Genomic DNA, 22,048 nt, shown 5'->3' on the forward strand with positions numbered 1-22,048 from the left:
GCAAAGCGTCGAGAATCGACATCGCTCGTGTGGAAAAGTCCTTGGCTTGGCGAGTGACAAACAAAGTAACCGGCCCCTGCTAACCGCCTACCACAGCACGACGGAATCAAACTTCAATCCTTCCGCAATGACTGCCTCGGGCCGAAAGCGGCTAGCGGCTTTTACTGGCTAGCGGCGTGGCAATATACACCGCGCCACGCCGCAGGTCTTCACTCCCATGCGCCATCACCCTATCTTTCAGCCTCCGGCCAGATCGGCTGGCTGATGCTCTGCAGCAGTTCCGGTTCGACGCCGTCGATGCGGGCGATGACGGCTTTGGCCATTTCGCGGCCGGCCTGACGCACGTCTTCCTGGACGGTGATGATCTCCGGGCGGATCCAGTTGAGGATCGGCACCGATTGCTTGGATACCATGTCGAGGTCGCGGCCGAGCGCCTTGCCGGCGGCCTCGATGCCGGCATTGACGGCGATCGCCGCGCTGCCGGCCGAACAGACGATGCCGTCAGGGGCATTGGGTGAGCGCATCATCACCTCGACGACGTCGCGAATGTCGGCGAGTGGCGCGTCACTGTTGACGCGCAGCGGCACTTCCTCGGCGCCGTAATCATGCAGGCCGGTCTGAAAGCCGATGCGGATATGGGCGTAATAGGTGAGCTTGCTCGGCGGCTGCAGCAGGGCGATGCGCCGCCGGCCGCGTTTGACGAGCCGTTCCACCGCCTGGTGGGCGAAGGCTTCGTTGTTGAAGTCATGGAAAGGATGTGTGAGACCGGCGTCGGTGCGCCCATGGGTGGCGAAGGGCATGCCGCGCTCGGTCAGCAGCCGCACGCGCGGATCGTCCGGCTCGATGCGCGAGATGATGACGCCATCGGCCGAGCCGGTATCGAGGATATAGCGCACCGGCAGCATCGGATCCTTGCTGTGGGAGTGCGGCGTAACGACAATATGATAGGGCGTGCCGGACAGGACCTCGGAGATGCCGAAGACCATCTGGCTCGAAAAGCCCATGATCTCCTCGTCGATGCTGAGGACCAGGGCAATGACGTTGGTCTTGCCGGTGCGCAGGCGTACGCCGGCCCTGTTTGGCTGGTAACCGAGCTGGCGGGCGACCATGCGCACCCGCTCTTTGGTTTCCGCCCCGATGTCGGGCGCATCCTTCAGGGCGCGTGACACTGTCGTCACGCCGAGCCCGGTCATGAAGGCGATCGTCTTCAACGTCGGGCGTTCGCGCGCCGCTGGCGATGCTGCTTGCCCGAAATTTCCCTTGTTTTCCATCCCTGCAGGCCTGCCTCGCGCGAATTGGTGTCGCTTATAGAGGCTTTTTCAGGCGCCGTAAGCCCGCCGCCTGCCGAAATCGCGCCTCCCTAAGAAGCGCAATCTGTAACGATACAGTTGAAATGTCGAGAATTTTTTCCTGTGTGCATTGCGGCATTGTGTGCATAGGTTGAATCCACGGCTCATGCCCTGATTTTTTGCACTTGCGAAATGGATGCGGCGGAATTTAATACAACTATTCAGAATTTACTGTGTATTATCAATTTTTTAAATTGAAAGTGCATGTGCGAGATCGTTCGCCTGAATGCCCGTTCGGTGGGGATGGTCGGGCCGCCAGGAAACATGCACAAGTAGTAATTCCCATTGTCGCGGAAAAATTTGAAGGCGGGCGGTTGCGTGCTGAAATCGATTGATCTAAGTTTTTCCGGCAACGTTTCAGTGAGGGAGGAAAACTCATGAAAATTCGTATTATGGCGGCTCTGCTTGCCGCTTCGGTCGCGCTTCCGCTCGGCGCCGCCAATGCTACCGATCTCGAAGTCACGCATTGGTGGACATCAGGCGGCGAATCGGCTGCTGTGGCCGAGCTGGCGAAGGCGTTCGACGCGACCGGCAATCACTGGGTCGACGGCGCGATCGCCGGTTCCGGCGGCACCGCCCGTCCGATCATGATCAGCCGCATCACCGGCGGCGACCCGATGGGCGCCACCCAGTTCAACCATGGCCGCCAGGCTGAGGAGCTCGTTCAGGCTGGCCTGATGCGCGACCTGACCGACGTAGCGACTGCCGAGCACTGGAAAGACATCATCCGCCCGGCGAGCCTGCTCGATTCCTGCACGATCGACGGCAAGATCTATTGCGCTCCGGTCAACATCCACTCCTGGCAGTGGCTGTGGCTGTCGAATGCCGCCTTCAAGAAGGCCGGCGTCGAGGTTCCGAAGAACTGGGACGAGTTCGTCGCCGCCGCTCCGGCCCTCGAAAAGGCCGGCATCATTCCGCTCGCAGTCGGCGGCCAGCCGTGGCAGGCGACAGGCGCCTTCGACGTGCTGATGGTCGCCGTCGCCGGCAAGGATACCTTCAACAAGGTTTTCAAGGACAAGGATGCGGAAGTTGCCGCCGGTCCTGAAATCGCCAAGGTGTTCAAGGCCGCCGACGATGCGCGGCGTATGGCCAAAGGCAGCAACGTCCAGGACTGGAACCAGGCCACTAACCTCGTCATCACAGGCAAGGCCGGCGGTCAGATCATGGGCGACTGGGCGCAGGGTGAATTCGCGCTCGCCGGTCAGAAGGCCGGAACCGACTACACATGCCTGCCGGGCCTCGGCGTGAACGAGATCATCTCGACCGGCGGCGATGCCTTCTACTTCCCGCTGCTGAAGGACGAGGAAAAGTCCAAGGCGCAGGCCGTGCTTGCCAAGACCCTGCTCGATCCCAAGACCCAGGTTGCCTTCAATCTGAAAAAGGGCTCGCTGCCGGTTCGCGGCGATGTCGATCTCGCCGCCGCAAACGACTGCATGAAGAAGGGTCTCGACATCCTCGCCAAGGGCAACGTGATCCAAGGTACCGACCAGCTGCTTTCGGCCGACAGCCAGAAGCAGAAGGAAGACCTCTTCTCCGAATTCTTCGCCAACCCGTCGATGACGCCGGAGGACGCTCAGAAGCGTTTCGCCAAAATCATCGCTTCGGCTGACTGATCGGTAGATTCGCTGCCTTTGCGATCCGGCTCTTGAGGAGCCGGATCGTCCCCGGACCAATGGTCCGGCCGGCGGCGTGTCTCCGGCATTCCGGCGAATCCCGGGACAGGATGGCAAACGCTGCCAACCCGTTCTGCTACGGGTCGCAGCTGCGAATTGAGGAGAAGTGTTCATGACGGGTCAAGCGCAAGCAGGCCGGCCAATCAAGTTACTGCGCAATCTGAATGCCAAGATTGCGTCCATTCCGATGATCCTGACAGCGCTGGTGATCTTTGTCGGCGGCACGTTCTGGACGGTCTTTTATTCCTTCACCAATTCCAAGCTCCTTCCGCGGTTGAGCTTTGTCGGCATCGATCAGTACGAGCGCCTCTGGGCGGCACCCCGCTGGGTGACGGCGATCGAGAACCTGGCTCTCTACGGCGTGCTCTCGCTGATCTTCAGCCTGGTCATCGGTTTCATGCTCGCCGCGCTGATGGACCAGAAGATCCGTTTCGAAAACACCTTCCGCACCATCTTCCTCTATCCCTTCGCGCTGTCCTTCATCGTGACGGGCCTTGTCTGGCAATGGGTTCTGAACCCCGATTTCGGCATTCAGTCGGTCGTGCGTTCGATGGGCTGGACGAGCTTCACCTTCAATCCGCTCTATACGCCTGAAATCGTCATCTACGGCATTCTGATCGCCGCGCTCTGGCAGGGAACGGGCCTCGTCATGTGCCTGATGCTTGCCGGCCTGCGCGGCATCGACGAGGACATCTGGAAAGCGGCGCGCGTCGACGGTATCCCGATGTGGAAGACCTATCTATTCATCGTGATCCCGATGATGCGGCCGGTGTTCATCACCACAATCGTCATCATCGCCTCCGGCATCGTCAAGGTCTACGACCTCGTGGTGGCGCAGACATCGGGTGGGCCGGGCATTTCCTCGGAAGTGCCGGCGAAATACGTCTACGACTACATGTTCCAGGCGCAGAACCTGGGGCAGGGCTTTGCTGCCTCGACCATGATGCTCGTCACCGTCGCGATCATCATCGTTCCGTGGGCCTATCTCGAATTCGGCGGAGGGCGCAAGCGTGGCTGATGTAGGAACTCTCAACACCACCGTTGCCGGTATCGATGCCGTCGCACCGAGACTCGGCGAAGGCCCGAGCGGCGCGAAGCCGCGCCCGGCGCTGTCGTCGCGCAACATCATGCTCTACGGAACGCTGACCATCGCGGCGCTCTATTATCTGCTGCCGCTCTACGTGATGGTCGTGACGTCGCTGAAGGGCATGCCGGAAATCCGCCTCGGCAATATCTTCTCGCCACCGATGGAAATCACCTTCGAGCCCTGGGTGAAGGCCTGGGCGGAGGCCTGCACAGGCTTGAACTGTGATGGCCTGTCACGCGGTTTCTGGAACTCGGTGCGCATCACCGTGCCGTCGGTCATCATCTCGATCGCCATTGCCTCGGTGAACGGTTATGCGCTGGCAAACTGGCGCTTCAAGGGGTCAGAGCTGTTCTTCTCGATCCTCATCATCGGGGCGTTCATTCCCTATCAGGTGATGATCTATCCAATCGTCATCATCCTGCGCGAAATCGGCATTTACGGCACGCTGACCGGCCTTGTTATCGTGCATTCGATCTTCGGCATGCCGATCCTGACACTGCTGTTCCGCAATTATTTCGTGTCGCTGCCGGAAGAACTGTTCAAGGCAGCGCGTGTCGACGGCGCGGGCTTCTGGCAGATCTTCCTTAAGATCATGCTGCCCATGTCGCTGCCGATCTTCGTCGTCGCGATGATCCTGCAGGTGACCGGCATCTGGAACGACTTCCTGTTCGGCGTGGTCTTCACCCGGCCGGATACCTATCCGATGACCGTGCAGCTCAATAACATCGTCAATTCCGTCCAGGGCGTGAAGGAATACAACGTCAACATGGCGGCAACGATCCTCACCGGTCTCGTGCCGCTCATCGTCTACTTCGTGTCGGGACGGCTTTTCGTCCGCGGCATCGCCGCTGGCGCAGTGAAGGGTTGATCCCATGAACGTGAATTCAAGTGTCTCCAACTCAAGCGTTTCCATCAAGGATCTGTCGCTGAATTTCGGCGCGGTGAGCGTGCTGAAAGATCTCAACCTCGACATCAACGACGGCGAGTTCCTGGTGCTGCTCGGCTCGTCCGGCTGCGGCAAGTCGACCTTGCTGAATTGCATCGCCGGCCTGCTCGATGCCTCTGAAGGGCAAATCTTCATCAAGGGCAAGAACGTCACCTGGGAGGAGCCGAAGGACCGCGGCATCGGCATGGTGTTCCAGTCCTATGCGCTTTATCCGCAGATGACGGTCGAGAAGAATCTGTCCTTCGGCCTTCGCGTTGCCAAGGTGCCGCAGGCCGAGATCGACAAGCGGGTGGCACGTGCCTCCGAAATCCTGCAGATTCAGCCACTGCTGAAGCGCAAGCCGGCTGAGCTTTCCGGCGGCCAGCGCCAGCGCGTGGCGATCGGCCGGGCACTGGTGCGCGATGTCGACGTCTTCCTGTTCGACGAGCCGCTGTCCAACCTCGACGCTAAGCTGCGCTCGGAGTTGCGCGTCGAAATCAAGCGCCTGCACCAGTCGCTGAAGAACACGATGATCTACGTCACCCATGACCAGATCGAGGCGCTGACGCTTGCCGACCGCATCGCCATCATGAAGAGCGGCATCATTCAGCAGTCTCGATGATCCGACGACGATCTACAACAGGCCGCGCAATCTCTTCGTCGCCGGCTTCATCGGCTCGCCGTCGATGAATTTCCTGCGCGGCGAACTGGTCAAATCAGGCGACGGCATTGCCTTTTCCGCCAACGGCGTCATTTTCTCGCTCGCTGCCTACGACGCCAATGAGGTGCTGCAGCCCGGCCGCAAGGTGGTGCTCGGCGTTCGCCCAGAGCATATCAAGGTCAACGAGAATGTCGGCGGCGAAGAGCATGACGCGACCGTCGATATCGAGGAGCCGATGGGTGCGGACAATCTCCTGTGGTTGAAACATGCCGGTCACACGATGTCGGTACGCGTCAACGGTGCGCGCCGCTTCAACGTCGGAGCCAAGGTAAAGCTGAGCTTCGACATGACGGTGGCTTCGGTGTTCGACGCCGAGAGTGAGCTGCGTCTCTAAGGAAATTTGCGGGCGGGCCGGAGATCGGGCCGCCTGCCTGCTGTAGGGCTGTTTGTATGAATTCTACCAACGCTCCACCCTCCCTGAGGCCGGCGCCAGCTTGGCAAGAGGCTAACTTCGCTCTCCGTCATCCTCGGGCTTGACCCGAGGACCCATGCCGAGGCTGCCGATTGATGCCGAGTGGATGCTCGGGTCAAGCCCGAGCATGACGGGGAAGAAGGGTCACAACGAACGACAATGGCCGGACGGCGATCATGCGCCGTCCATTTCAAAACCGTAATTCGGAAACGACATCGTGACGCATTCATCGACCAACCCCAATATCGACCTTTCCGGTTCGTGGCAGCTCGCCTCCGTCGATGGCGAGATTCGAACCGCGATCATGCTGCCGGGCGACATACATACGGCGCTCCACCGGGCAGGGCTGATCCCCGATCCCTATTTCGGCCGCAACGAGGAAAAGGTGCAGTGGGTCGCCGAGCGTGAATGGGCGGTGGAGCGCAGCTTCACGCTGCAGGAGGTCGACGGCGACTGGTATCTGGATATCGACTACCTCGATACGGTCGCCAGCGTCCACGTCAACGGCTTCCTGGCGCTCGAAGCCGACAACAGCTTCCGCCGCTACCGGCCCGATGTGTCCAGCATGCTGAAATCTGGCGACAATCTCATCCGCATTGTCTTCGCCTCCAACCCCGCCGTCGGGGCCGAGCGGCAGAAGAAGCAGCCCTTCTATATCCCCTACAGCACGGGCAATTCGCCGATCCCGGATGGCAACATGCTGCGCAAGCCGCAATGCCATTTCGGCTGGGACTGGAATATCGCCATTGCGCCGTTCGGGCTTTACGGCACGATCGCGCTGAAAAAGCTCGAGACCGCGCGCATCGAACATGTCGTCACCCGCCAGACGCATAATTTTGACGGTTCGGTCGATCTGACGGTGACGGCGACGCTCTATTCCAAGGGGCCGAGTATTGCGCAGGTCTATTTCGATCTCGATGGCGAGCGCGTGCGCCTCGATGTCGGCGTCCATGGCGAGACCCATGTCAACCATCTCTTCCATATCGACAATCCGCGGCTATGGTGGCCTTCCGGCAGCGGCGAGCAGGCGCTCTATAGCCTGTCCGTCGAATTGCCGACGGATGAGGTGACGAAGCAGATCGGTCTTCGCACCATCGAGCTGATTACCACGCCGGATGCATCAGGCAGCCGCTTCGCCTTCAAGGTCAACGGCCGCGAGATCTTCTGCCGCGGCGCCAACTGGATCCCGGCCGACGCGCTGTTTTCGCTGTCTTCGCCTGAAAAGACCGAAGATCTGCTGCAATCGGCCGTAGCCGCCAACATGAACATGATCCGCGTCTGGGGCGGCGGCTTTTACGAGCAGGATCATTTTTACGATTTGTGCGACCGGCTGGGCCTGATGGTCTGGCAGGACTTCATGTTCGCCTGCAACCTCTATCCCTCGACCGAGGACTTCCTCGACAATGTGGCTGTTGAGGTCGACTACCAAGTGCGCCGGCTTTCCTCACATCCCTCGATCGCGCTCTGGTGCGGCGACAACGAGCTTGTGGGAGCGCTCACCTGGTTCGAGGAATCACGGAAAGACCGCGACCGCTATCTCGTCTCCTACGACCGCCTCAACCGGACGATCGAGCAGGCGGTGAAGAAGGCGCTGCCCGGCGCGCTCTGGTGGCCGTCGAGCCCGGCATCGGGTTATCTTGATTTCGGCGATGCGTGGCATGCCGACGGCTCAGGCGACATGCACTACTGGTCGGTCTGGCACGAGAACAAGTCGTTCGACAATTACCGCTCGGTGCGGCCGCGCTTCTGCTCGGAATTCGGCTTCCAGTCCTATACCTCGCTGCCCGTCATCAAGACCTATGCCGAGGAGAAGGACATGAACGTCGCTTCACCCGTTATGGAACTGCACCAGAAGAATGCCGGCGGCAACGAGCGTATCGCCGGCACGATGTTCCGTTATTTCCGTTTCCCCAAGGATTTTCCGAATTTCGTCTATCTCTCCCAGATCCAGCAGGGCCTCGCCATCAAGACGGCGGTGGAATATTGGCGGTCGCTCAAACCCCATTGCATGGGCACGATCTACTGGCAGCTCAACGACACCTGGCCGGTCGCCTCCTGGTCCAGCCTCGACTATGGCGGCCGCTGGAAGGCGATGCATTATCTCGTCAAGCGCTTCTTCCAGCCGGTCGCGGTCGCAGCCATTCCTTCCGAGGACGGCAAGACGATCCGCCTCTCGCTGGTCAACGACACGCTTGAAGATATCAGCATCGATCTTTCGATCTCGGCTCTGACCATGAAGGGCGAGCGCCTGCACCTGAAGGACGTGCAAGCCGTGTGCTCGCCGGATGCGGCGGTGACGGCTGCGAGCATCGACGTCTACGAAATTCCCGCCGACACGCTGCTTGCCTGGCATTTCACCGCGTCGAACGGCATGGGCGGCGAGGGGCATTATGTCAACGGCACCTATAAGGCGCTGGAATTGCAGCCTTCGGGCCTGACCGCCACTCACGAATATGTCGAGGAGAGTGGCGCGATCGATATCAACGTCACCGCGAGGGGACTTGCGCTCTTTGTGATGATCGAGACCGGTACGGACGGCAAATATTCCGACAATGCCTTCGACCTTGCAGCCGGCGACAGCCGCCGCATCACCTTTACTCCGGCACGGCCGCTTGATCGCGGCGCGCTTCCGGAGTTCCGGTTCTACGACCTGCATTCCTGCCAATCGGCGGATTGATCCTTCCCAAGCATGGGCACGAGGCCCGAGGAGAATATGATGACGAAACTCAGCTACCAACTGTACAGCGCGCGCAACTTCCAGCCTTATTCGGCGATTTTCGAAAAGCTCGGCAAGGCGGGTTATGCCGAAGTCGAGGGCTTCGGCGGCATTTATGCCGATCTCGACGATGCGGGGCTGAAGAGCCTTCGCGCCGATCTCGACAAGAACGGCCTGGTGATGGCGACCGGCCATTTCAGCCCTGATTTCCTGGAAAAGGACGTGCAGAAGTCGCTGAACATTGCCAAGATTCTCGGCATTGATTCCATCTATGCGCCGCATCTGGCCGCTGAGCAGCGCCCTACCGACGCTGCCGGCTGGGTCGCCTTCGGCAAACACCTGCAGCAGATGAGCAAGCCGTACAAGGAAGCCGGCTACGAATTCGGCTGGCACAATCACGATTTCGAATTCGTCAAGCTGGCCGACGGCTCGCTGCCGATCGAGCGCCTCTTCGAGGGGGCGCCTGATATTTCCTGGGAAGCCGATATCGCCTGGGTCATTCGCGGCAATGCCGATCCTTTCGCCTGGATCGAAAAGCTTGGCTCGCGTATCACTGCCGTGCATGTCAAGGACATCGCGCCGGCTGGCGAGGCCAAGGACGAAGACGGCTGGGCCGATGTCGGCCACGGCAAGGTGGAATGGGGCAAGCTGATGACGGCCCTGCGCGCCACCAAGGCGAAGCACTTCGTCGTCGAACATGACAATCCCAAAGATATCGACCGCAACATCAGCCGCTCGATTGCATCCTTCCAGACTTATTGAGGCACATCATGACCAGGGAACTTGGCGTCGGCATCATCGGATGCGGCAACATCTCCACCACCTACTTTTCGCTGGCACCGCTCTTCAAGGGGCTGAAGGTGCTGGCCTGCGCCGATATCAACGTGCAGGCGGCCGAGGCGCGCGCCAAGGAATATGGCGTCAAGGCGCAGACGATCGACGCGCTTCTCGCCAATGACGAGATCGACGTCGTCGTCAACCTTACGATCCCGGATGCGCATTTCCGGGTGTCGAAGTCGATCCTCGAGGCTGGAAAACACGTCTATTCCGAAAAGCCGCTGGTGCTTTCGCTTGAGGAGGGTGAAGAGCTTCGCCACATCGCTAGGGAAAAGAACCTTGCCGTCGGCTGCGCGCCGGACACCTTCCTCGGCGGCGCCCATCAGCTCGCCCGCAAGTTCATCGACGACGGCGGCATCGGCCGGGTGACGTCGGGCGCCTGCTACGTGATGAGCCCCGGCATGGAGATGTGGCATCCGAACCCGGATTTCTTCTTCCTGCCGGGCGGCGGCCCGATCCTCGATCTCGGCCCCTATTACATCGCCAATCTGATCAACCTGATCGGTCCGGTGAAACGCGTCGGCGCCATGACCTCGATGGCGTCGCCGACCCGCACCATCACCAGTGAGCCGCGCAATGGCGAGATCATCCCTGTGAAGACACCGACGACGATCCAGGCGCTGCTCGAATTCGTCAGCGGCGCCACCGTGACGCTGTCGGCGAGTTGGGACGTCTGGTCGCATCGCCATGCCAATATGGAGCTCTACGGCACCGACGGCTCGCTCTACGTGCCGGATCCGAACTTCTTCGGCGGCACGGTCGAGGCAAGCGGCCGCGACAAGAACATCAAGCCGCTCGATGACTGGGAGCATCCATTCGGCAAGATCAATCAGGAAAACCCGAACGGAGCGCGCGCCAACTACCGCACCGCCGGCCTTGCCGACATGGCGATGGCGCTGATCGAAGGCCGCGACGCGCGCTGCTCGCTCGACCGCACGCTGCACGGGGTCGACGTCATGACCTCGATCCTGAAATCGGGCGAGGACGGGCGTTTCATCGACCTCACCACGACCTGCACGCAGCCGGCCGCTCTCGGCATCGAGGAGGCGCAGGCGCTGTTGAGATAGCGGAGCTCGCGTCGTACGCTTGCCGTATCGGCGCGGTTGTTTCAATAGTTTCGTCATGCTCGGGCTTGTCCCGAGCATCTACAACGTTCTGTTGGCAGATCCTCGGCACAAAGGCCGAGGATTGACGGCGGAGATGTTTAAGCCTTCGGCCGCCGTTAAGCGCGGGTAAGAAGGAGAGGCGCCTTTAGATAGGTTCAGGAGACCTTCAGATGAGCTGGCAACCAGCCGCAGACCGCTATTCGAAAATGAAATATAACCGCACGCGTCGTTCCGGCCTGAAGCTGCCGGCCGTTTCCCTTGGCCTCTGGCATAATTTCGGCGGCGACACACCGCATGACCGCAAGATCGACATGTGCCGCACGGCCTTCGACCTCGGCATCACCCATTTCGATCTCGCCAACAATTACGGCCCGCCGCCCGGCAGCGCCGAGACTGCCTTCGGCGAGATCCTGCGCACCGAATTTTCCGGACTTCGCGACGAGCTGATCATTTCCTCCAAGGCCGGTTACGACATGTGGCCGGGGCCTTATGGCGAATGGGGCAGCCGAAAATACGTGATCGCTTCCTGCGACCAGAGCCTGAAGCGCATGGGCCTCGACTATGTCGACATCTTCTATTCCCACCGTTTCGATCCTGACACGCCGCTGGAAGAGACCTGCGGCGCGCTCGATCATATCGTCCGCTCCGGCCGAGCGCTCTATGTCGGCATCTCCTCCTACAATTCGCAGCGTACGCGCGAAGCGGCCGCCATCCTCAAGGAACTCGGCACACCCTGTCTGATCCACCAGCCGAGTTATTCGATGCTCAACCGCTGGGTCGAGGATGACAGTCTGCTCGACGCGCTCGACGAGGTCGGCATGGGCTCGATCGTGTTCTCGCCGCTTGCCCAGGGCATGCTGACGACGAAGTATCTCGACGGTATCCCGGTCGACAGCCGCGCGGCGCAAAACCATTTTCTAAAGCGCGACTTCATCCGTCCCTCGATCATCGACAATATAAAGAAGCTCAACGACATCGCCGAGAAGCGCGGTCAGACGCTGGCGCAGATGGCAATCGCCTGGGTGCTGCGCGGCGGACGCGTGACCTCGGCGCTGATCGGCGCCAGCCGCTCATCGCAGATCGTCGATTGCGTCAAGGCGCTGGATAATTTGGAATTCACGGCCGAGGAGCTTGCGGAGATTGATGTTTATGCCCGGGAGGCTGATATCAATCTGTGGGCGAAGTCGGCGGAGCGGGAGTAGGGAAGGTCGGGGCAATTAAGACCCGGAGTTCGGCACAGAGATCCAGCCAGCCCAAGTCCATGGGGTGAAAGGATTCTTTCGCCGCGCAGACGCGCGGCGGCTGGATTCCTGTGACAAGCACAGGAATGTGGGCGAGACGTGAGATATCTCGGCCCCGTATCTGACGTACGTACCACAATAATAGCTAGGAGGAGGCCTTCATGATCCGCAATCCCATCCTGCCCGGGTTCAACCCCGATCCGTCAATCTGCCGCGTCGGCGCGGATTATTACATCGCCACCTCGACCTTCGAATGGTATCCCGGCGTGCAGATCCACCATTCGCGCGACCTGGTGAACTGGACGCTGGTGCGGCGGCCGCTGGAGCGCCGATCGCAGCTCGACATGCGCGGCAATCCCGACAGCTGCGGCATCTGGGCGCCGTGCCTTTCCTATGCCGACGGGCAATTCTGGCTCGTCTATACCGACGTCAAGCGCTTCGATGGCAGTTTCAAGGATGCACCGAACTATATCGTCACCGCGCCCTCGATCGAGGCCGAATGGTCCGATCCCGTCTATGTCAATTCCTCCGGCTTCGATCCCTCGCTGTTCCATGACGAAGACGGCCGCAAGTGGTTCGTCAACATGCAATGGAACCACCGCACCGAAAGCTATGGCGGCTCGCCGAAGTCGCCGGCCTTCGACGGCATCCTGCTGCAGGAATGGGACCCGGCGACCAAGGCGCTGAAAGGCCCGATCAAGAATATCTTTGCCGGCAGTCCGCTCGGCCTCGTCGAAGGCCCGCATCTCTTCAAGAAGAACGGCTGGTATTATCTGACGACCGCCGAGGGTGGTACGGGCTACGACCACGCCGTCACCATGGCGCGCTCGCGCCGCATCGAAGGGCCTTATGAGATGCATCCGAACATGCATCTCATCACCTCCAAGGATCATCCCGGCGCGGTGCTGCAACGGGCAGGACACGGCCAATATGTCGAGACGCCGGAGGGTGAGGCCTATCACACCCATCTCTGCGGCCGACCGCTGCCGCCGAAGCGGCGCTGCACGCTGGGGCGGGAGACGAGCCTGCAGAAATGCGTCTGGGGCGATGACGACTGGCTCTATCTCGAAAATGGCACCTCGGTGCCCGATGTCGATGTGCCCGGCCTCTTCGGCGCCGTGCCTGCGGAAAAGCCGATGCGCAGCGAATACAGCTTCGACGGCGGCACGCTGCCGGCCGATTTCCAATGGCTGCGCACGCCCGAGCCCGAGCGCATTTTCAACCTGACGGACCGCCCCGGCCATCTCAGGCTGATTGCCCGCGAAAGTATCGGCTCCTGGTTCGAGCAGTCGCTGGTCGCCCGTCGGCAGGAGCATCACAGCTTCCGCGCCGAGACCGTTGTCGAGTTCGCGCCCGACACCTATCAGCAGGTCGCGGGGCTGACGCATTATTACAACCGCCATAAATTCCACGCCGTTGCCGTGACGCTGCACGAAACACTCGGCCGCTGCGTGACGATCCTCTCCTGCAATGGCGATTATCCGAACGGACGCCTCAGCTTCCCCGCCGAAAGCGGTGTGGCGATCGCTGCTGAGGGCCGTGTCCAGCTCGCCATGGAAATTCGCGAGAACGATCTGCAATTCTTCTGGCAGACCGAGGGCAAGGGCGCTTGGCAGCCGATCGGCCCGATCCTCGACGCCGGCATGATTTCCGACGAGGGCGGACGCGGCGAACATGGCTCCTTCACCGGCTCCTTCACCGGTGTGTTTGCCTTCGATACGTCGGGACGCGGGAAGATCGCGGATTTCGACTGGTTCAACTATGACGAATTGTGAGGGAGCACTGCTCACCGCCCGCCCACGCCTTTGAAGTTTCGACCTGCCAAAAAGAAAGCCGGCGCAGGGCCGGCTAAGACGAACGCGGCTGAACAGGGGATGCTGGCCGGTTCCAAGCACTTCGTGACTGAACAATAACTTTCACTACATGCCGAGGCAGCGGAAAATGGGTGCAACGAGAACACCCGAAGACGGCTCCGCAAGGAATGGGCGGCGGGGCGGATGCCGGTGCTGGCCTCGGTTCCTTTATCGGGCACGAAGATCACCGGATGATGACATCGACGGCGGCTATATTTCTTTTCACCGGAACGGGGCGGCTCTCGCAAAAGATCCGACGCCAGTGGGCAGCCGTGTGTTGGCAAGGCGCGAATGCAGTGTTCACGTTCCCAAGGATGTCAAAGCGTCATGAAGGCATTATATAGCGGGCCGAAATACTTCGATAATCCTCAAGAGTAACGCATGGCCCCCATCATTTCCGTTCAGAATCTTACCAAGACCTACGCCAATGGGTTCGAGGCGCTGAAAGGCATCAACCTCGACGTCGAAAAGGGTGAGATCCTGGCGCTGCTCGGGCCGAACGGCGCGGGCAAGACGACGTTGATTTCGATCATCTGCGGCATTGCTAATCCGAGCGGCGGCAAGGTGCTGGTCGCCGGCCACGATGTCGTCAAGGATTTCCGCGCCACACGCGGGATGATCGGGCTGGTGCCGCAGGAACTGACCACCGATCAGTTCGAGACGGTGTTCAATACGGTGAGCTTTTCGCGCGGGCTGCACGGCAAGAAGGCCAATCCCGCCCATATCGAGAAAGTGCTGCGCGCGCTTTCTCTCTGGGACAAGAAGGACAATATGCTGCGCCAGCTCTCCGGCGGCATGAAACGGCGTGTGCTGATCGCCAAGGCGCTCTCACATGAGCCGGATATCCTTTTCCTCGACGAACCCACAGCCGGTGTCGATGTGACGTTGCGCAAGGACATGTGGAATGTCGTTCAGGAGCTTCGGGCCTCGGGCGTTACCATCATCCTGACCACCCATTATATCGAGGAGGCCGAGGAAATTGCCGACCGCGTCGGCGTGATCAACGGCGGGCAATTGCTGCTCGTCGAAGACAAGGCGGCTTTGATGGCAAAGCTCGGCCGCAAGCAGCTCATCCTCGATCTCACCGAACCGCTCGAACGGCTTCCGGATTGTTTTACCGGCAACGGGTTGACGCTGGAAGCCGGCGGCGGCCGGCTGACTTACGATTTTGACGCCGACAACGAGCAGGAAAGCATTGCGGCGCTGCTGACCCGGCTGGGTGAAAACAATATCCATTTCAAAGATCTCTCGACGCGGCAGAGTTCGCTCGAAGACATCTTCGTGGCGCTGGTAGGAGCGGACAAATGAACGTCGAGGCGATCAAATCGATCTATTTCTTCGAGATGGCGCGCACGCGCCGCACGCTGCTGCAGAGCGTCATCTCGCCCGTCATCTCGACCTCGCTCTATTTCATCGTCTTCGGTGCGGCTGTGGGATCGCGTATCCAGGAGGTGGAGGGCGTGTCCTACGGCGCCTTTATCACGCCGGGCCTGATCATGCTGACGCTGCTTGGCCAGTGCATCAGCAACGGTTCCTTCGGCATTTATTTTCCGAAATTCACCGGCACGATCTACGAAGTGCTCTCCGCGCCGGTGGCGATGACCGAGATCCTGCTCGGTTACGTCGGGGCCGCCGCCACCAAGGGCATGATCATCGGCTTCATCATCCTGCTTACGGCCAATCTCTTCGTCGACGTCAGGATCGAGCATCCCTTCATGATGATCCTGTTCTTCTTGCTGACGGCCGTCACCTTCAGTCTGTTCGGCTTTATGATCGGCATCTGGGCCGGCAATTTCGAGCAGCTGAACCTCATTCCCATGCTGGTCGTGCCGCCGCTGACCTTCCTCGGCGGCAGCTTCTATTCTGTCAATATGCTGCCGCCCTTCTGGCAGGCGGTCAGCCATCTCAACCCGGTGCTCTATCTCGTCAGCGGCTTCCGCTGGAGTTTTTACGGGATCGCCGACGTCAACCCGGCGATTAGCCTGGCGATGATCACGGTGTTCCTGGCGATATGCCTTGGCACGCTCGGCTGGATCTTCAAGACCGGCTACCGGCTGCGCAATTGATCGTTTCCTGAACAGCATCATCGGGAAAGCCGATGATGCTATCGGTTTCTTCCGTTTTTCTTCTGCTTCGAGTCGAGGCATCTGCTCTCCCATTCAAATGGAGATGCGAGATGACTACAATCAAGATCGAAGGTGCGAAGGTGTTGATCGTCGGCGGCAGCTCGGGCATGGGGTTCGCGCTTGCCAGGCGCCTGCTCGATGAGGGCGCCTCGGTGACGATCGCGGGGCGCAGTCAAGAGAGGCTTGCGGCAGCTTGCCGCCAGCTCGGCGACAACCCGAAACTTGGAACCCACGCTTTCGACATATCGCAGGAGGAGGAAGTCGCGGCACTCTTTCGCATCACCGGGGCGGTCGACCATATCGTCAGCACGGCCGCCGATATTGAAGGCGCCTATCAATTGCTGCCGTCGATCGAGCTTGCCGCGGCGCAGCGCGTGGTCGCGAGCAAATTTTACGGGCCGCTGCTGCTGGCGAAATACGGCGCCGACCACCTGCCGCCGTCGGGATCGATCACCTTTACCTCTGGAGTCGCTGCCTATCGACCGGCAGCGCGCGGATCGGTGGTCGCCGCCGTCAATGCGGCGCTTGAAGGTCTGGTCAGGGCGCTCGCCGTCGAATTGGCGCCAATCCGTATCAATGCCGTGTCACCGGGATGGGTGGATACGCCGATCTGGAGCTTCGTTGCTGGGGACGCCAAGCAGGCAACGCTGGATGCGATGGCGCAGCGCCTGCCCACCGGACGTGTCGGCCAGCCGGAGGATATCGCCGATGCGATCCGCTTCCTGATCGGCAACGGTTTCACCACAGGCACTATCCTGCATGTCGAAGGCGGGCATCGGCTGGTCTGAGGGGCAAAAGTTCTTCGCTGGCCGATTGCAGGAGGAGAGCGAGCGTCGGCGGCTGCACGCGCCGGCGCCGCCACATCATCACCAGCGAAGCGGTGGGCGGTTCGCCCGGCCACGGCAATTCGACGACATCGCTGCGCCCAGCGTCCGGGCCGACTGCAATACGCGGGACGAGGCCGTAACCGGCGCCCGATGCAACGAGCCGGATGATCGTCGCGATACTGTCAGCTTCCGTTACGATGGGCGGCGCAGTCACGCCCGCCTCTGCAAAGGCTGTATCGAACAGGTGGCGATAGACGCAACCGGTTTCGGTCGCGACAAAGGGCGCCATGCTCAGCGCCGCAAGGCTTTCAAATGACGGGACCTGCGAATCGCGGCCCGTGATCAACACCAGCGGTTCGATGGAGATGCGGCGCGTCGCAAAGCGTTCGTCCTGCTCACCGCGATCGAAGGTGAAGGCGACGTCAATCGAGCCGTGCCGCAATTGGGCAAGCAGCTCGCCGCTGCCGCCAATCTTGAGTTTGAGAACGAGGCCGGGGTTTTGCCTGCGGAAGAGAGAGAGCCAGGGTGCCAACCTTTCGGCGGCGATGGTTTCGAGCGTGCCCAGGAAGATGGACTGCTCGCTTCTGCCGGCTGCAGCATAGACGGCGGCCTTTGCCTCGTCATTCAGCGCCAGGATCTCCTCCGCATAGGCTTTTAGCGCCGCACCTGCCGGCGTCGGGGCGACACCCTGGCGGGAGCGGAGAAAGAGTTCCACGCCAAGCTCTTCCTCCAGCGCCTGTATCTGGTCGCTGAGGCTCGATTGGGCGAGGTTGACCTCGGCGGCGGCGCGGGTGAGATTTTGATGCCGTATCACTGCGAGGAATGTCTTTAATTGTCGTGGATTCATCTCAAGCTCCGCTGGTCGCGCAGGCGCCTTGACGCAGGATATCAACAAAGCGGAACCTGCTGCAACGCGGGAGCATTTTTGGCGACGAAGGGCCCGCCTGTGTTGTGCCCTTTCCGCTCAGGCGCTGCTGACCAGCAAAGCACCCGACAGGATGAGGAGGGTGCCGGCGACGAGCCTCACAATGTCGAGTTCGGCAGCTTCGCCGAGAAACGCAGCGCCGATTGCCAGCGTCACCAGCACGTTGCAGCTCCAGATGGGCGCGAGTTTCGACACCGGGACGCCATAAGCGAAGAGCGCGAAGCTGATGAGGCCGGTGCCGACGGCGAAGCAGGCGCCGGCGGTGGCGGCAAAACCGAGGCCTTCGGCGGTCCAGGGGGCAGGGCGCCAGATCAGCGCGGCAATCAGGCCGGCAAGCGCGCAGGCGGCGCCGAAGGCGATCAGATAGACGGCGGATCCGGTCGCGGCGGTGGCGCTCTGCTTCTGGAAGATAGCGGTGATGCCCCAGAAAATGGCGGGCAGAATACCGCCGATGATGATCGGCCAGAGTGAATTCATCGCGAAACTCCTGTCGCACCCATGGGTCAGGGCCTTTGCCGCAGGCCAAGGCCGGTCGAGCATGCGGGGTGCCACCAGACTAGGAGTTTCTTTTTGCTCTTTGTGGTCTTGTTGTTGCGCCTGAAGGTGACAGATGCGAACGCTGCCGTAAAGCCGTGCCGACTGCGGATCGCGAGCGCTGCGGCTCAGTCGCGCATGCGCAATTCGTCGGTCTGCATCTGCAGGGAGCCGAGCGTTTCCAGGAAGCTCATGCCGAGCAGGCTCTGGTCGAGCCGGCCGTCCTCGGCGACGCTGGCTGCGACATTGTTGCGGACGATCGGGCCGATTGCCACCTGGTCGAGCGTGACGGGTGCTGCGCGGCCGCGGCCGTTGGCGGTCATGACAGTCATCGAATAGCTGAGGCCGGAGAGGTCGATGCCGATCCGCTCGGCATCTTCGTGGGACAGCGCCACCATGCTGGCGCCGGTGTCGACGAGCATCTCGATCGTTTGGCCGTTGACGGCGACATCGGCTTCGAAATGGCCATTCAGCAGCTTGTGCAGGATGATCTCCTGGCCGCCTTCGCTTGTGGTGGCGACGACGGCGCGGCCGGGAACGAGGCCGGCGAGCAGCCGGTTGCCGACGCCGAGCGCTTCCTGACGATAGAGATAGACGGTCACGAGCGCCAGGATGATCACCAGCCAGATTATCATCTGGCGCATCGTCTCACTAACGCTGTTCCGGCGCGCCCAGATGCCGGCCGACAGCATCAGCGCGATCGGCAGCAGATAGACGACGCGGACGAAGTCATCGCTCTGCAGGCCGAGGATCCGGCTGCTGTCATTGTTGACGATCAGCACCGCAAGGCCGATGCCTATCACGACGAGGAAGACGGTCAAACGGATCATGAAGGTCGCTCCGGCCCGCTGGCGTGGCCTGTTTTCATGTCGTTCGATAGCGCAGCGGCGCCCGCAAGCCTTGCCGGCAGCAAGGCCATGATCCGTCTCCGCTCGATGTCGGAGTAGCTCATCCAGCTGCCGATTTCCTGAAGAGTCCGGCCGCATCCGGCGCAAAATCCGGTGGCGGAAACCATGGAGCAGACGTGAATGCAGGGTGTTTGCATGAAGGACATATCGGAGTTTCAAAGAGCCGTGGCAAGGGCGCAAAGCGTGGCGATCTCGCAAATTTGCTGCGTCGCGCCCAGCGTGTCGCCGGTGTGGCCGGCAAGCTTGCGGCGGATGAAAGCGGTAAAGGCAAGCGCAGCGATGCCGGTGGCAAGCAGGCTAGCGACCAGCGGACGCAGGCCGAGGGCAGGCCAGATCAGAAGCGCTGCGACAAGGCCGGCCGAGGCGAGGGCAAACTGCATTGCCGCCTCATCCGGCTGGCCGGTAGAGGCGGCGACGCCATCGGCCTTAGCCGGCGGCAGCCGCTGCCAGTGCCAGGCGATGGCGCCGCGGCTGAGTGCTGCGACGGCGGGAATGGCAAGGGCTGAAGTGAGCGGCGAGGCGTGGCGGGCGATGGCGGCAAGTGCTGCCGCGCGGATCGCGAAGGAGAGGACCAGCGCGATCGCGCCGTAGCTGCCGATCCGGCTGTCCTTCATGATCTCGAGGCTTTGCTCGCGGCTCTTGCCACCGCCGATGCCGTCGGCAGTATCGGCCAGGCCGTCCTCGTGCAGTGCGCCGGTGACGACAGCCTGGGTGGACAGCGCGATCAGGGCAGCCATCAGCGGATCGGCGCGCAGCCCCAGAAGGAGGAGCAGGGCGAGTGCGGGAACAAGGCCGATGACGATGCCGGCGAAGGGAAAGGCGCGCACCAGCCGGCCGAGCCTGCCGTCGTAGGTTTTGAACAGCGATGGCGGCATGGGAATGCGGCTGAGGAAGGCGACGGCGCGGGCGGTATCGACCGCATGGTCCTTGATCTTCATTCTGCTTCGTTCTGTCCAAGGTTTCGGCTTTTGGCCCCGGCTTATGGTCGCGGCGGCGCTTTTGCTGTTGTTCGCCCCGGCTGGCCGCTTTAAGAGGGTTGCGACCCGCAAAGAAGCTGATTTGCCCGACGCAAACAAGTGGTTTGCGTGAAAACAAGAATACCCGGATTCATAGGAAAGCCGCACAGATGAGCGTTTCAGGCCTGCCGTTCGACGATTTCCGTACCCTGCTCCGCGACCTGCCGGGGCCGGATGCCCGTGCGCTGGTGGCCGCACGCGAACGCGACGCGCAACTGACCAAGCCTCCGGGCGCGCTCGGACGGCTTGAAGAAATCGCATTCTGGCTTGCCGCCTGGACTGGCCGCCCCCTGCCGTCAACCGGCCGCTGGTGGCGATCTTCGCCGGCAATCACGGCGTCACCAGGCAGGGAATCACACCCTTTCCGCCGGCCGTGACACAGCAGATGGTCGAGAACTTTGCAGCCGGCGGCGCTGCGATCAATCAGATCTGCGTCGCTTACGATCTCGGGCTGAAGGTTTTCGATCTGGCGCTCGATTATCCCACCGGCGACATCACCGAGGAGGCAGCTCTTTCCGAGCGCGATTGCGCCGCGACTATGGCCTTCGGCATGGAGGCAATCGCCGGCGGCACCGACCTGCTCTGCATCGGCGAAATGGGCATCGGCAATACGACGATTGCCGCGGCGATCAACTATGCGCTCTATGGCGGTTCGGCACGGGACTGGGTCGGACCCGGCACCGGTTCGCAAGGCGAGATGCTGGAGCGCAAGGTCGCGGCGGTGGAAAAGGCCGTGGAACTCCACGGCGATCATCTCGACGATCCCCTGGAAATCATGCGCCGGCTCGGCGGCCGTGAGATTGCGGCGATGGCCGGCGCCATCCTTGCCGCCCGCATGGAGCGCATCCCGGTGCTGATCGACGGTTACGTCGCAACCGCCGCTGCGGCGATCCTCAAAGCCGCCAATCCATCTGCGCTCGACCATTGCCTGATCGGCCACGTCTCCGCCGAGCCCGGACATCTGCGCGCGATCGAGATGCTCGGCAAGACGCCGCTTCTGGCGCTTGGCATGCGGCTCGGCGAAGGTACCGGGGCGGCACTCGCCGCCGGCATCGTCAAAGCAGCCGCTGCCTGCCATTCCGGCATGGCGACCTTTGCCCAGGCCGGCGTGACCAACAAAGACTGACGCCGCGGTCGGCGCCGCCTAAAGCGCGTCGCGTCAAACTCGATGCATGCGACCTGCTTTAGCTCTTTGTTTTTACGCATGTCGTTGCCGCAAAACCGCTGCACGCTTTTGCGCGACATGCTTTATCCGCACGCGGCTTCGCTTGCGCCGCCCAGATGGATTCGGTATCTGCGTATTCGGTCATCAAGCGGGGCGGCAAAGCCTTTCCCGGTCTGCAAGAGGAGAGGGGCGCCTTGACGAAGCGTGCGGTGACGAAAGAGACCGGATTTCGGCATTTCACCGCCGCCGCCAGCTATTCCTGGGCAGGCTTCCTGCGCGTTCTGAGAGAAGCAGCCTTCCGCCAGGAACTCGGTTTCTTCGTCGTTTCGATCGCGGCGCTGGCGCTGGTCGGGGCGACCGCCGGCGAGATCGTCGTAGCGGTGGTTCTGTTTCTCGGGCTGTTTTCGATGGAGGCAATGAATACCGCTGTCGAGGAGGTGATCGACCGGATTTCGCCGGAGATTTCGATCGTCGGCAAACATGCCAAGGATCTCGGCTCCTTCGCGGTGAGCTGCATGATTGCCGCCTGCTGCCTCTATCTCGGCTTCGTCCTCGGCAAACATATCTTCTTTGGATCCGCATGATGTCGTCCGAAAACCGCTCACACTTTTCGGCATCATGCTTTAG

The 22,048-nt window shown here is 61.3% G+C and carries 18 protein-coding genes and 2 pseudogenes; 14 read left to right on the forward strand and 6 right to left on the reverse strand.

Translation table 11 applies throughout. The annotated features are described in order from the left end of the window. Positions 1-230: 230 nt before the first annotated feature. Positions 231-1,271 (reverse strand): LacI family transcriptional regulator, encoded by a 1,041-nt coding sequence (locus MF410_RS06325; protein ID WP_097625783.1) that lies wholly within the window; start codon positions 1,269-1,271, stop codon positions 231-233. Positions 1,272-1,726: 455 nt separating this feature from the next. Between MF410_RS06325 and MF410_RS06330 the strand changes: the two genes are divergently transcribed. The 12 genes and pseudogenes from MF410_RS06330 to MF410_RS06385 all read left to right on the forward strand — a co-directional run bounded on the left by MF410_RS06330 (position 1,727) and on the right by MF410_RS06385 (position 16,834). Beyond that, the gene (locus tag MF410_RS06330; RefSeq protein ID WP_097625782.1) at positions 1,727-2,962 is read left to right on the forward strand and encodes an ABC transporter substrate-binding protein; all 1,236 of its coding nucleotides are present in this window, start codon (positions 1,727-1,729) and stop codon (positions 2,960-2,962) included. A gap of 172 nt (positions 2,963-3,134) precedes the next feature. Beyond that, positions 3,135-4,040 (forward strand): sugar ABC transporter permease, encoded by a 906-nt coding sequence (locus MF410_RS06335; RefSeq protein WP_097625781.1) that lies wholly within the window; start codon positions 3,135-3,137, stop codon positions 4,038-4,040. Further along, positions 4,033-4,977 carry a carbohydrate ABC transporter permease gene (locus MF410_RS06340; protein WP_003594053.1) on the forward strand — a complete coding sequence of 315 codons (945 nt, stop codon included), beginning with the start codon at positions 4,033-4,035 and terminating at the stop codon, positions 4,975-4,977. The genes MF410_RS06335 and MF410_RS06340 overlap by 8 nt, the downstream gene beginning before the upstream one ends. A 4-nt stretch (positions 4,978-4,981) precedes the next feature. Next, positions 4,982-6,089 (forward strand): annotated as a pseudogene (locus MF410_RS06345) (ABC transporter ATP-binding protein). Between the two features lie 295 nt (positions 6,090-6,384). Then, positions 6,385-8,844, forward strand: coding sequence for a glycoside hydrolase family 2 protein (locus MF410_RS06350; protein ID WP_239620274.1), 2,460 nt, complete (start codon positions 6,385-6,387; stop codon positions 8,842-8,844). A gap of 39 nt (positions 8,845-8,883) precedes the next feature. After that, entirely contained in the window at positions 8,884-9,645 is a 762-nt protein-coding gene (locus tag MF410_RS06355) for a sugar phosphate isomerase/epimerase (RefSeq protein WP_097625778.1), read from the forward strand. Positions 9,646-9,653: 8 nt separating this feature from the next. Further along, the gene (locus MF410_RS06360; RefSeq protein WP_097625777.1) at positions 9,654-10,787 is read left to right on the forward strand and encodes a Gfo/Idh/MocA family oxidoreductase; all 1,134 of its coding nucleotides are present in this window, start codon (positions 9,654-9,656) and stop codon (positions 10,785-10,787) included. A gap of 209 nt (positions 10,788-10,996) precedes the next feature. Then, entirely contained in the window at positions 10,997-12,028 is a 1,032-nt protein-coding gene (mgrA, locus tag MF410_RS06365; RefSeq protein ID WP_097625776.1) for an L-glyceraldehyde 3-phosphate reductase, read from the forward strand. Between the two features lie 200 nt (positions 12,029-12,228). Then, a complete protein-coding gene (locus MF410_RS06370; protein WP_097625775.1) occupies positions 12,229-13,842 on the forward strand; it encodes a glycoside hydrolase family 43 protein in 1,614 nt (537 codons plus the stop codon). Positions 13,843-14,301: 459 nt separating this feature from the next. Further along, a complete protein-coding gene (locus MF410_RS06375; protein WP_097625773.1) occupies positions 14,302-15,228 on the forward strand; it encodes an ABC transporter ATP-binding protein in 927 nt (308 codons plus the stop codon). Continuing rightward, the gene (locus MF410_RS06380; RefSeq protein WP_012557935.1) at positions 15,225-15,986 is read left to right on the forward strand and encodes an ABC transporter permease; all 762 of its coding nucleotides are present in this window, start codon (positions 15,225-15,227) and stop codon (positions 15,984-15,986) included. The genes MF410_RS06375 and MF410_RS06380 overlap by 4 nt, the downstream gene beginning before the upstream one ends. Before the next feature lie 110 nt (positions 15,987-16,096). After that, on the forward strand, positions 16,097-16,834 hold the full coding sequence (locus MF410_RS06385; RefSeq protein WP_097625772.1) for an SDR family oxidoreductase: 738 nt from the start codon (positions 16,097-16,099) through the stop codon (positions 16,832-16,834). On the opposite strand, the gene MF410_RS06390 is transcribed toward MF410_RS06385, so the two are convergent. The 5 genes from MF410_RS06390 to MF410_RS06410 all read right to left on the reverse strand — a co-directional run bounded on the left by MF410_RS06390 (position 16,797) and on the right by MF410_RS06410 (position 20,178). Next, a complete protein-coding gene (locus MF410_RS06390; protein ID WP_097625771.1) occupies positions 16,797-17,720 on the reverse strand; it encodes a LysR family transcriptional regulator in 924 nt (307 codons plus the stop codon). The two genes, MF410_RS06385 and MF410_RS06390, sit on opposite strands and share 38 nt — an antisense overlap. Before the next feature lie 117 nt (positions 17,721-17,837). Beyond that, positions 17,838-18,275: an EamA family transporter gene (locus tag MF410_RS06395; RefSeq protein ID WP_097625770.1), complete on the reverse strand. Its 438-nt coding sequence runs from the start codon at positions 18,273-18,275 to the stop codon at positions 17,838-17,840. 185 nt (positions 18,276-18,460) lie between these two features. Then, complete coding sequence (locus MF410_RS06400) at positions 18,461-19,162, reverse strand: TIGR02281 family clan AA aspartic protease (RefSeq protein ID WP_097625769.1); 702 nt, start codon at positions 19,160-19,162, stop codon at positions 18,461-18,463. Continuing rightward, positions 19,159-19,377, reverse strand: a complete 219-nt coding sequence (locus MF410_RS06405) for a DUF1289 domain-containing protein (protein ID WP_097626050.1) — start codon at positions 19,375-19,377, stop codon at positions 19,159-19,161. Before MF410_RS06405 ends, MF410_RS06400 begins: the two co-directional genes overlap by 4 nt. A gap of 18 nt (positions 19,378-19,395) precedes the next feature. Beyond that, a complete protein-coding gene (locus MF410_RS06410; RefSeq protein ID WP_097625768.1) occupies positions 19,396-20,178 on the reverse strand; it encodes an adenosylcobinamide-GDP ribazoletransferase in 783 nt (260 codons plus the stop codon). Between the two features lie 188 nt (positions 20,179-20,366). On the opposite strand from MF410_RS06410, the pseudogene cobT reads away from it, so the two are divergent. Together cobT and MF410_RS06420 are read left to right on the forward strand one after the other, a co-directional pair. Beyond that, positions 20,367-21,382, forward strand: a pseudogene (gene cobT, locus MF410_RS06415) (nicotinate-nucleotide--dimethylbenzimidazole phosphoribosyltransferase). 233 nt (positions 21,383-21,615) lie between these two features. Further along, positions 21,616-22,005, forward strand: a complete 390-nt coding sequence (locus MF410_RS06420) for a diacylglycerol kinase (RefSeq protein ID WP_097626049.1) — start codon at positions 21,616-21,618, stop codon at positions 22,003-22,005. Positions 22,006-22,048 lie beyond the last annotated feature (43 nt).

The organism is Rhizobium sp. C104 (genome assembly GCF_022354505.1).
Classification (GTDB): Bacteria; Pseudomonadota; Alphaproteobacteria; order Rhizobiales; family Rhizobiaceae; genus Rhizobium; species Rhizobium redzepovicii.